This is a genomic window from Ferrimonas lipolytica (assembly GCF_012295575.1).
GTDB lineage: Bacteria > Pseudomonadota > Gammaproteobacteria > Enterobacterales > Shewanellaceae > Ferrimonas > Ferrimonas lipolytica.
Genome location: NZ_CP051180.1, coordinates 1,760,030 through 1,771,906 on the forward strand (window position 1 = coordinate 1,760,030; position 11,877 = coordinate 1,771,906).

The following is an 11,877-nucleotide window of genomic DNA, read 5'->3' on the forward strand; positions in this document are numbered from 1 at the left end:
GAATTTGAAAGATTTGAAGTTTCGAAAATTCTCGCGCTGAAAAACGCACACTCCTGTTCTCGTCCTGCATTTGCCATTGCCTAAAAAAGAAAACCCAGCATCAATGCTGGGCTTTGGGTTTTAGCTAACAACGCTAAAGGTTAATGGTGGGTGGCTTCACCAGCCCCTTTAGGAAAACGGATGCGTTCAACCATCTCTTGCACCTCAATCGGAGTTTCCGCTGTTACACGGCTAACCGCAAAGGCAACGATAAAGTTAAGGCACATACCTAAGGTACCAATCCCTTCAGGGGAGATACCCATAAACCAGTTAGCTGGAACGTTACCGGCTGGATTGACGAACTTAAAGTAAATGATATAAGCCGCAGTAAACGTGATACCACTAACCATACCGGCGATCGCACCCTCTTTATTCATCTTGGTAGAGAAGATCCCCATAATAATTGCAGGGAAGAATGAGGAGGCCGCCAGGCCGAACGCGAAGGCGACCACCTGCGCCACAAAGCCTGGGGGATTTATACCTAGATACCCCGCTACGCAGATTGCTACCGCCGCGGCAATTCGGGCGTAAGTTAACTCTTGTTTATCGGTAATATCTGGCATCAAATTTCGTTTCAATAGATCGTGCGATACCGACGTCGATATCACCAACAGCAAGCCTGCCGAGGTTGACAGTGCCGCAGCGATACCACCAGCGGCTACTAAGGCAATCACCCAGTTTGGCAAACCCGCAATTTCTGGGTTAGCCAATACCATGATGTCACGGTCGACCTTCATCTCGTTACGCTCGTCGCCGGAGTAGAACATACGGCCATCGCCGTTCTTGTCTTCGGTCCATTCGATTAACTTGGTCTTTTCCCAGTTCTTAATCCACTGAGGGCGTTCAGCATAAAGAGTACCACTGCCATCGCTAGCGTTAATGGTATCAATCATGTTTAAGCGAGCGAACGACGCCACAGCTGGGGCCGTGGTGTAAAGCATGGCAATAAATACCAACGCCCAACCTGCTGATACACGCGCATCTGACACCTTAGGTACAGTGAAGAAGCGGACGATTACGTGTGGTAAACCTGCGGTACCCACCATCAGTGCCGCAGTAATAAAGAACACATCAATGGTTGATTTGGAGCCGTCGGTATACTGGGTAAATCCAAGTTCAGTAACCAGACCATCCAACTTATCCAACACCGTCATACCACTGCCGTCAGCTAAGGTTGAACCAAAGCCAATCTGTGGAATCGGGTTACCGGTTAACATGATCGAGATAAACACTGCCGGAACTAAATACGCGGTAATAAGTACGACATACTGAGCGACCTGAGTGTAGGTAATACCTTTCATACCGCCTAGGACAGCATAGAAGAATACGATCCCCATACCGATGACTACACCCATGGTGATGTCAACTTCCAAGAAGCGCGAGAATACTACCCCAACCCCACGCATCTGCCCGGCTACGTAGGTAAAGCTGACGAAGATAGCGCATACCACCGCAACGGTTCGCGCTGTTTGGGAGTAGTAACGGTCACCGATAAAGTCCGGTACCGTAAACTTGCCAAACTTTCGCAGATAGGGGGCCAAACACATTGCAAGCAGTACGTAACCACCAGTCCAACCCATAAGATAAACCGAGCCATCATAGCCCATGAAGGCAATTAAGCCCGCCATCGATAGAAACGACGCAGCAGACATCCAATCGGCTGCGGTAGCCATACCGTTAGCGATTGGGTGTACGCCGCCGCCAGCAACGTAGAATTCTTGGGTAGAGCCCGCCCGAGCCCAGATGGCAATACCGATGTAGACGGCGAAAGTAAAGCCGACCACGATATAAGTTAACGTTTGCAGTTCCATTGCTGACCCCTAGTCTTCGTGAACGTTATATTTTTTGTCGAGGGCATTCATCTTCGATACATAGAAGAAGATCAATCCGACAAACACGTAAATAGCCCCTTGTTGGGCGAACCAAAAGCCCAACTTGAAACCGCCGAATGAGACTGCATTAAGTGGATCTACTAATAGAATGCCGAAGCCGTATGAGACCACGAACCAAATAGCCAATAGGCCGAGCATTAACCTTAGGTTTTCCCGCCAATATGCCTTTGCTTGATCATTGCTTTCAAAAGCCATGTGTCGCTCCCCATGTCCTGTTTATTGGAGTTGTCACAAGTAACCTAGCAATGCGACCCGATTGTGAATGCGCGACCTTAGTCTAACGAACTTCATTTAGCTGTTGCTGCCGTCAGAAAAAAGGGAACAAGCAATTGATATTAAACGAAAATTATAAAAATCCAGCTAGGGTAGACTTTGGTATAAGATGGCAGTTAGAAGGCCAAGACAGGTTCAATACGCTATTCGAGGGGAAGGTAATACGTCAGTCGTTTATGTTCAGTAGTGCTGGCTAATTAACGCTTAACACCCATCTTTCCGTTTCAATATCGCGGCGACATTGGTAACTGTCAGCGCCAAAACTGGAGCAGGGCTGACAGTTAGTGATTTAGGGATGACAAAATTTAATTTAGTTCAACTTTTAGTCGCAATGACACCTGCTCGGCAACGGTTCCCGCGTGATAGCTCTCTGCATCTGCCATTGTTGCTTTGTACATTACTGGTCGCGGTGAACCACCCTGCTCTTGTACGTCAACCACCTTGCCTAACTGTTGTTCGGTAGCATCAGCCAACACTTGCGCTTTATGAAGCGCGTTTTTCAGCGCGCGTTGCAGCAGTTGGTCTTGTTGCTTCTGGCTCAATGGTGCTTGATACTGCGGGGCACTGACATTATTGATACCCAGCTCAGTAAACTGTTCCAACCAAAAGCCGACTTGATCGATATCGACTTCAAGCTCCAATTGACGCTGAGCTTGATAGCCTAATAACTCGCGTTCATCACTTCGATAGTTATATTGGGGCCCCAATTGCAGGTGGCCTGCTTTATAACGTTGGCCATCAATATTGGCGGATTCGAACGCATTAAGTACCCGCGACATCACCTTGTCAGTTTGCTTTTTGGCTTCTTTAGCAGTTTGAGCCTCGCTAGAAACCGATGCCGTTAATATCGCCATGGTTGGCTCGCTCACTAACGAGGCCGAGCCGGTTACTTCAATAATACCGGCGCTGGCACTGGCGGCGCAGAAACATAATAACCATAAGATCTGCTTCATCTTTACTCCGTATATAAACTTAACACTTGATTAAATAGCGGCTGCTGCAACAATAAGCCCATTGGCCAAGGAGTGTATATGTCGTCATCCAGCAGTAAAATTTTGTTCTATATCAAACAGCACGGCGCTTCACCGTTAAACGACATTGCCTCCGCGTTAGGGGTAACGACAATGGGGGCTCGCGGCCATCTCCATAAGTTAGAGCAACAACAACTGCTTGAGTTCAAAGATATTACCAATGGTCCAGGGCGCCCAACTCGCCATTGGCAACTTACGACAACGGGCCATAACCACTTTGGCGATCGACACCAAGACTTTACGATTCAACTACTTGATTCAATCGAACAACTTTTTGGCCCGCAAGGATTAAACCAACTTATTGATCATCGCAGTAAACTGCAGCAACACAGTTATCTCACCCAGTTAGCAAGCTATACCTCCTTACCCGAGAAGATTGAAGCATTAGCGGAGCTACGCCAACAAGAGGGCTATATGGCTCGAGTTGAACAGAGTCACAATGGGTGGTTACTGATTGAGGATCACTGTCCCATCTGCGCCGCTGCTGCGTGCTGCCAAGGATTATGCCAACAGGAGTTGCAGCTGTTTCAACTCCTACTTAATGGGCTAGCTCAGGTGTCACGCAGTGAACATCTGCTTAATGGCGCAAGACGTTGTGCCTATATCATTGAGCCACACTAGTTCGCTAACGGTGGCATTGTCATAACGTTTGGATAGCAAAACTCAAACCCTGCACGGCAGATTTTGCTGCTATCAACTTTTTTGCCATTTTGCAGTTCGTCGCTAAAACTCGGAGCTGTTAGTCCTAAAGCCTGAGCAGCTTGAGGATAAAACTCACCGCGGTTACAGGTCTTCGGTGCCGACAGGTTAAATATCTCTCCCCATTGCGGCTGCTCTAACAACATCTCTACCGCGGCAATAACATCGTCCCGATGCACCAAGTTGATTGGGGCACCAGCGCCAGCTAGACCTACTTTACCCGCTAAAAAACGCCCTGGATGACGTTCTCCCCCAACCAGTCCCGCCGGACGTAAAATCATCCACTGTTCGAAATGCTGCTTAATCACCGCTTCCGCTTCAAGCATTGTTGCTGCTCGAACATCACTTGCCAAGGCGCTTTGCTCGTTGACATTAGGGTAATCCGCACCATCTTGATAAACAGCCGTTGAGCTAACAAAGATCACCTTATTAACCCCATGGCTTTTAGCTGCCTGTGCCAACAAAGCCACTCGATCGGCGTAGGCATTATCTTGCTGATGGCGTCCCGGTGGCACATTAATAAACAACCATTCACTAGCGAATAACGTACTCGGTTCAGGACAACGAAATTCGCCATCCAGATCCATATAGGTTGCCGCAATCCCATGTTGTTTTAAGGTGGTTAAGGTCTCAAGGTTACGGCTACAGCCGCTTATCTGCCACGACTTAGCTGTTAAATGCTGTGCTAACGCTAAACCAAGCCAACCACAGCCTGCGATGGACAATTGCTTCATGTCACGCCTCGTTGAAAATTCAATAGTTGCGGCAACATAACACAGCAACCAGCTCGGCCTAAGCGAGTTTCACGGTTTGATAAGAAGCCGTCTAACTGAGTAATGGGTCAAGGGGCGGCCGAAGCAGACGACAACCGCTACTATCGTCTCATTTACCGAGTGTTACGGTCCGTTTTTAATCGTTAACCGCCCCCCAAAAAAACGGTGTACCAACTAAGTATTGTGCTAACCAATACTGTTAAAGCATCGGCTAGGCGCGCCTCATTACAAGGAGTAATGCACTACCGCCATTGATCTTCTGCAGCATTGGAGTGGTCCAGAGAAGCGCTTTGCACTGCTCAGGCAAAGGGGAATTCCAAAAGCGCTGCCCCCCCTTTGGGTGTCGTCACCACCACGACGTAGCCCCTCTCATACACCATAATCGGTAGGGGCGAAGGCTTGAGATAAATCTCAACAGCTAACTCCAACTCGTCATATAAAAACGCCTCAGTGGATACCGAGGCGTATATTCTTTTGTGACCGTTACGAATGGCTCGCCAATAATGCCAGCAAGCCTTGCTCATCCAATACTGCCACTCCTAAATCGGTAGCCTTGGTTAGCTTAGAACCGGCCTTTTCACCGGCAACTAGGGTGGTGGTATTTTTAGATACGCTGCCGGATACCTTGGCACCTAAGGCTTCTAATGCCGCCTTAGCATCAGCACGCCCGAGTTGGCTCATGGTACCGGTTAGCACCCAAGTCTGGCCTTTCAATGGCTGCTGGTCCTCAGCTACCTCTTCAATAGCGGCCCAGTGCAGATTAGCACCATCCACATCGATCAAAGCGGCTATCACCTCCTGATTGTGTGGCTGCCGAAAGAAGTAGTAGACATGCTTAGCGACAATTTCACCCACTTCATCAACCTCAATTAGGGCATCAACATCCGCTGCTGCCAATGCCTCCAAGGTTTTAAAGTGACGCGCAAGGTTAGCCGCAGTCGCCTCGCCCACTTCACGGATACCTAAGCTGTATAGAAAGCGAGGAAGGGTTGTTTCACGAGCGGCTTGCAGAGACTTAATCAGTTTTTCTGCGGATTTCATCCCCATGCGTGGCAACATGGTCAAGGTTGATGCCGATAAGCCAAATAGATCGGCCGGGGTTTTTATCAGTTCTTTGTCAACGAGGAGTTCAACCAACTTGTCGCCTAAGCCATCAACGTCCATGGCTTTACGTGAAGCAAAATGTTTAATTGCTTCTTTGCGTTGCGCTTCGCAGAACAATCCGCCAGAACAACGGGCAACCGCTTCACCCTCAAATCGTTCTACCTTCGACTGGCACACCGGACATTGGCTGGGGATCTCAATATCACCGGCATCGACTGGGCGGCGATCTAGCACCACAGAAACAATCTGCGGGATTACGTCACCAGCGCGACGGATGATCACTGTATCGCCGATTTTTACCCCGAGACGCGCAATCTCATCGCCATTGTGCAAGGTAGCGTTGGACACGGTCACGCCGCCCACAAACACTGGCTCTAAGCGGGCGACTGGCGTAACCGCTCCGGTTCGACCAACCTGAAACTCAACATCATTAAGGGTAGTGAGCTCCTCTTCGGCAGGGAATTTACAGGCAATAGCCCACCGTGGTGCACGAGCAACAAAGCCGAGCTGGTGCTGCTGTTCAAGGTTGTTAACCTTGATAACGACGCCATCGATTTCGTACGGCAAGCTTGCACGTTCTTCATTAACTCGGCGGAAATAACCTAAACCACCCTCCTCGCCAGCGGCTAGCTCAACCAAAGGAGAAACCGGCAACCCCCACGTTTTGAGCTGCTGCAACTGCTCAAAGTGACCTTGGGCTAGCGCATCGCGCTCTCCTTCAACGACCCCCATCGCATACGCGTAAAACGCCAACGGTCGGTTCGCAGTGATGCGACTATCGAGTTGACGCAGACTGCCAGCGGCAGCATTACGAGGATTAACAAAGGTCTTTTCGCCAGCAGCGTGGGCCTTGCGGTTCATCTCATCAAAGCCAGCTTTAGGCATGAAGGCTTCACCACGAACCTCAACCAGTTCAGGGAACTTGCCGCCATGCAAACGCAGCGGCACCGAGCCGATGGTTTTAACGTTATGGGTGATCTCTTCGCCGGTCATGCCATCACCGCGAGTGGCGGCACGTTCTAGTAGGCCATTGCGATACAGCAAGCTAACCGCAATGCCATCGAGCTTGGGTTCAGCACAGTAATGGATATCATTGCTGCCCAAACGCTCTTGCAAACGTTTGTGGAAAGCACTGAACTCCTCTTCATTCATCGCGTTGTCAAGCGACAACATCGGCTTTAAGTGAGCCACCGAGTTAAATTGAGATAATGGTTCACCACCAACACGCTGGCTGGGAGAATCTTGGCGCAGTAGTTCTGGAAAGTCTTGTTCCAACTGCTGCAATTCACGCATCAAACGGTCATATTCCGCATCTGGAATAGTCGGATTATCAAGAACATAATACTGGTGGTTATGTTCATTTAGTTGCTGGCACAACTGCTCGATACGTTGTTGGGCTTGTTCGCTCATGAAAATCTCAATCTTTCGCTAGTGACACAAAAGGCCGCAATAAGCGGCCTTTTGATTGCAATTATAATTGCTGATTTAGGCACTCTGGGTGGATTCAGCGGCTTGAATTCGCTGCATGTAACGCTCTTGTGAGGCGTCATTCCATACATTGCGCTGATCATCTAACACCTGACCACCGTGAAAATCAGCAAGGCCTTTGGCGTTGCCAAGCATCATCGAAAACGCCACTCGGGCATCATTCTTGGTTGGCAAGGTTAAGAACAGCAGCACTCCTTCCGTGCTGAACTGTTCCATCGTATCCAGATCAAAGGTACCTGGTTGGAGCATATTCGCCAATGAATACTGGACTGGGCCACGGCCATTAGTGTGCTGATGGCGGTGGAAAATATCCATATCACCAAACTTAAAGCCCATTGAGGTCAGGTTAGGTAATAACTCTTCGCCCATAATCTGGCTGCCATCTTTACCAACCACGTATAACACCAACACGTCGGTCGGATCCTGTGGTTCTGGCTCTGCCACTTCCACTTGCGGTTCCGGTGTTTCGATAAACATCGGCTCCGGTTCAAGTGTAAGCTCTACCTGCTCTTCCGCTCGCTGTTCAACCTCAGGCTCTAAATCATGCTGAAATGCCGGTTCAGTTTTAACACTGGACTCTGGTTGCACAGGCTGCTCTGGCGGTGCAACAACTGCGCTATGAAAGGTTGGCAACTCATGCTCTGATTCCGGCTCCGGTTGCGCCTTAGCAACAATTGGCGGCTGCTCTTCAACAATAACAACTTCAGGTTGAACCGGCGTTACTGCTGGAGCTGGCTCAAGGCCAAGTTCAATCTGATCTTGACCTAAACTTGGCTCGTGACGAACGGGACTGGCTGCGCGCGGCCGAGCGACTTTAACTGGCGGCTCAGGGGTTGGCGCCAACTCTTCCGCCAGCAAGCTTTGCTGCGCTGGCTGTGCCACTACGGGGTCTGGTTCAACCGCACGGATAGGAACCAACTCTGGCTCTTCAATTTGTGGCTCTGGCGCTACGCGCGGCACTGCCTTTTTTGATTTAGTGCTAGCGGTGCGGCGATTCTGAGCTTTCGGTTTCTTTTTTTGCACAGACCAAAATCCGTGCACCATCAAACCCACAATCGCAATAGTACCGACAACGAGAAAAACGATACGCATATCATCCATAGTGGCGCAATACCCTGTAGTTATTTAACGCTGGCCATCGCAGCGGCCTCTTCTATATCCACGGCCACAATGCGAGAGCATCCTGGCTCATGCATTGTAACGCCCGTTAAGCGATCTGCCATCTCCATGCTCACCTTATTGTGGCTAATGAAGATAAATTGAACAGTTTCTGACATCTCTTTGACCAATCGACAAAAACGACTGACGTTTGCATCGTCTAATGGTGCATCTACTTCGTCCAATAAACAAAACGGTGCCGGATTTAGTCGGAAAATCGCAAACACTAATGATAAGGCGGTCAGTGCTTTTTCACCACCAGACAGCAAGTGAATGGTACTGTTCTTTTTCCCCGGCGGTTGCGCCATGATGGTAACGCCAGCTTCAAGTAGGTCATCACCAGTAAGCGCCAGCGCCGCGCTGCCACCGCCAAACACCTTCGGAAACAACACCGATAGATCGGCATTAATTGCATCGAAGGTCACTTTAAATCGTGCTTTGGTTTCACGGTCAATCTTGCGTATTGCCCCTTCCAGCATCTCAATCGCTTTGGTTAGATCGCTGTTTTGCTGATCTAGATACAGTTTACGTTGGTTCTGTTGATCAAACTCCTCGATAGCCGCAAGGTTAATCGCCCCCAATTGCGCCACCTGTTGTTTAACTAGGTCAATCAGCTTAATTCGTTGCGGTAGAGATGCACTGGCATCGAGCCCTTCGAGTAATACTGCAAGGTTGTTTTGCGTTTCAGCTAGCTGATCCAGCTGACCTTGCGCTTTTACTCGCAAACCTTCATGTTCCAATTCGTGCTTGCTGCGCTGCTCCATTAGCTTTTGTCGCAACCCTTGCTGACCGCGTGAATTGTCAACCATCGCCTGCAATTGGCCTTCAAAATCGGCGAGTTGCTGCTGTTGGTTCTTTAAACTTAACTCCAGCTCACTGCGCTGTTGTCTGAGTTCAGCTAATTTCAATTGTTGTGGTTCAATCGGGCTTTGCAGTTCAAGTTGCTGCTGGTCACCGTCGTGCAAACGTTGCTGCCATTGCTGCACACTGTGATGGGCTTGCGACAACTGATCAGCAATCCCAGCCAGGCGTGCCTTGTCGCTTTGCTGTTGCAGCTGACTCTGCTGCACCTTGGTGCCAACTTGCTCCAGTTGCTCGCGCTGATTGCGCAGATCGAGCCGATGCTGCACCAAATTGTTATCGTGCTGGGTTAACTCACTTTCGACCGATTGTAACCGTTGCTGGGCTTGCTCCAGTCGCGTTGTCAGCTGTTGTTGCTGCTCCGTTAGTTGCTGTCGCTGGGCTAAATTACTTTGTTGCTGTTCCAATAGCAGCTGTTGTTGTTGTTCAGCTAACGTGAGTTGATGCTGCCACTTTTCCAGTTCATGGTGTTGTGCCAGTTGCCACTCACGCCCTTGCTGCAACTGTAACTGATGCTGCTGCAGTTGTTGCGTCGCCGTCGCCACTCGCTCATTACTACGCGTTATCTTTTGTTCGTTCGCTGCAATCGTTTGCGACAATTGCAGACACTGCTGTTCAAGGCTGCGCTGCTGAGCAACCAACTCCGTTAGCGTTATTTGTTTAACGCTGCCTGCATTAGCCTGAAAACCAACGCCAAACCAACGGCCATCCGCTAGGATAACTGACTCATGAGGCAAGCAATCCACTAACCACTGCTGTGCTTGGTTATCGTCTTCAGCGCAGTAGACCCAACCGAGCCATGGTTCGAGGTTGAAGCCACTTTCAAGCTTGGAAGCTAATGTCGGCCAAGTCCGAGGGGATACACTTGCCGTCGGGCTTAACTGCAATTGCCAAACGCCAGCGGGCAAATCGCTGCTTGCACCAACAACTGCTTGCAAACGCGGCCCCAACACCGACTCCACCGCTAGCGCCCAATCGGCATCAATCTGCAGTTGTTGCCATGCTTTTGTCATCTTAGCAAAGGCAGGTGGTAGCTCCCCCTGACGAGCCGCTAGTAGTGTCTCGTTAGCATTAAATTGTGCAGCCACTTGCGTCTGCTGGTGTTGCAGCTGTTGTTGAGCCTCAAGCAGTTGCTGCTGCTCAGCCTGAAGCCGTTGTTGTCGCTCCTGGCTCGCCTGCAATTTATTCTTCTGCTCAGCATGATCCTGCTCAGCTTGGGCAACGGTCTTTTGAGCTTGTTGTTTGCTCGCTTGCAGTTGCGGCAGTGTTAGCTGCTGTAATTGTTGCTCTAGTCGAGTTTGTTGCTGTTGTTGCTGCTGTTGTTCGCGCTGATTAACCTGCAGCGCTGAATGCACATCGTGAACCTCTCGCTCCGCTGACGCCTTGTCCGCACGAGCTCCTTCACGTTGTTGTTCTAGCCGCTCATGCTGCTGTTCGAGGGTTTGATATTGGCTCTTTATTGCAGCGGCGGTATCGTGCAGCAGCGTCAACATTGGGCTGGCCTGTTGCACCGCTTGTTCGAGGGTTTGCTGAGCACTTTGCAGATCCAGTTGCTGTGACTGAGCGTCTGCCAATTGTTGTTGGGTGCGGCGCTGTTCCTGAGTTAACTGTTGTTGCCGCTCTTTTAAATGCAACAGCTGTTGCTCAATCTTGGTGATCTCATCGCTCACTTCAAAACGACGTTGCTGGCTATGCTTCTCCGCCGCCATTACGTCGCTTTTTTGCTGCTGTAACAGCGCTAACTGAGCGTCATCGCCCGCCAAACTGCCATCTAACTGATTTAGACGGTAGCTCAGCTGTTTTATCTGCTCAGCCAGTTGCTTCATTTTGCTATCAGCATCGCGCCAACGCAGAGCGATGATCTCCCCTTGCAAGGTTCGCTCCTGCCCTTTCAACAAACGGTATTGTTGGGCAGCTTCGGCTTGTTGTTGCAGCTTACTTATCTGGCTTCCAAGTTCATTGCGAATGTCCGCCAGCCGCTCTAAGTTTTCACGGGTATGGCGGATTCGGCTCTCCGTCTCACGACGACGTTCTTTATAACGAGAGATCCCTGCCGCCTCTTCGATGAAGACACGCAGCTCCTGTGGCTTCGACTCGATAAGTCGCGATACCGTGCCCTGCTCAATAATCGCGTAACTACGTGGGCCCAAACCGGTGCCCATAAATAGATCGGTAATATCCCGACGACGGCACTTACTGCCATTCAAGAAATAGCTGGATTGAGCTTCGCGGTTCACTTGGCGCTTAACCGACAGCTCGGCGTAGCTGCCAAATTGCCCTTCGAGGCGCCCCTCGCTGTTATCAAACACCAATTCAACGCTAGCAACCGACACTGGCTTGCGTCCGGTCGAGCCATTAAATATCACGTCGGTCATGGCGTCGCCACGAAGGTTTTTGGCGTTACTTTCGCCTAAAACCCAACGAACGGCGTCGATGACATTGGATTTTCCACAGCCATTCGGTCCAACGATGGCGGTCATTGAATCAGGGAAAGCTACTTTGGTGGGATCAACAAAAGATTTGAAGCCGGCCAGTTTAATGTGTTTTAGCCGCATGAAG

At 50.1% G+C, this 11,877-nt stretch carries 8 protein-coding genes; 1 reads left to right on the forward strand and 7 read right to left on the reverse strand.

What is annotated here, in order from left to right:
- Positions 1-140: 140 nt before the first annotated feature.
- From HER31_RS08250 to HER31_RS08260, 3 genes are all read right to left on the reverse strand, one after another.
- The gene (locus HER31_RS08250) at positions 141-1,850 is read right to left on the reverse strand and encodes a sodium:solute symporter family protein (RefSeq protein WP_168660125.1); all 1,710 of its coding nucleotides are present in this window, start codon (positions 1,848-1,850) and stop codon (positions 141-143) included.
- Between the two features lie 9 nt (positions 1,851-1,859).
- Positions 1,860-2,126, reverse strand: a complete 267-nt coding sequence (locus tag HER31_RS08255) for a DUF4212 domain-containing protein (protein ID WP_168660126.1) — start codon at positions 2,124-2,126, stop codon at positions 1,860-1,862.
- A gap of 383 nt (positions 2,127-2,509) precedes the next feature.
- The gene (locus tag HER31_RS08260; RefSeq protein ID WP_168660127.1) at positions 2,510-3,157 is read right to left on the reverse strand and encodes an SIMPL domain-containing protein; all 648 of its coding nucleotides are present in this window, start codon (positions 3,155-3,157) and stop codon (positions 2,510-2,512) included.
- Between the two features lie 78 nt (positions 3,158-3,235).
- Here HER31_RS08260 and HER31_RS08265 point away from each other — a divergent pair, with 78 nt between their 5' ends.
- On the forward strand, positions 3,236-3,856 hold the full coding sequence (locus HER31_RS08265; RefSeq protein WP_168660128.1) for a helix-turn-helix transcriptional regulator: 621 nt from the start codon (positions 3,236-3,238) through the stop codon (positions 3,854-3,856).
- Here HER31_RS08265 and HER31_RS08270 read toward each other — a convergent pair.
- The 4 genes from HER31_RS08270 to smc form a co-directional block, all read right to left on the reverse strand.
- Complete coding sequence (locus HER31_RS08270) at positions 3,853-4,668, reverse strand: SDR family oxidoreductase (protein WP_168660129.1); 816 nt, start codon at positions 4,666-4,668, stop codon at positions 3,853-3,855. The two genes, HER31_RS08265 and HER31_RS08270, sit on opposite strands and share 4 nt — an antisense overlap.
- Positions 4,669-5,190: 522 nt before the next feature.
- Entirely contained in the window at positions 5,191-7,221 is a 2,031-nt protein-coding gene (ligA, locus tag HER31_RS08275) for an NAD-dependent DNA ligase LigA (protein ID WP_168660130.1), read from the reverse strand.
- 75 nt (positions 7,222-7,296) lie between these two features.
- Positions 7,297-8,391 (reverse strand): cell division protein ZipA, encoded by a 1,095-nt coding sequence (gene zipA / locus HER31_RS08280; RefSeq protein ID WP_168660131.1) that lies wholly within the window; start codon positions 8,389-8,391, stop codon positions 7,297-7,299.
- Between the two features lie 29 nt (positions 8,392-8,420).
- Positions 8,421-11,873: a chromosome segregation protein SMC gene (smc, locus tag HER31_RS08285; protein WP_168660132.1), complete on the reverse strand. Its 3,453-nt coding sequence runs from the start codon at positions 11,871-11,873 to the stop codon at positions 8,421-8,423.
- Positions 11,874-11,877: the final 4 nt, after the last annotated feature.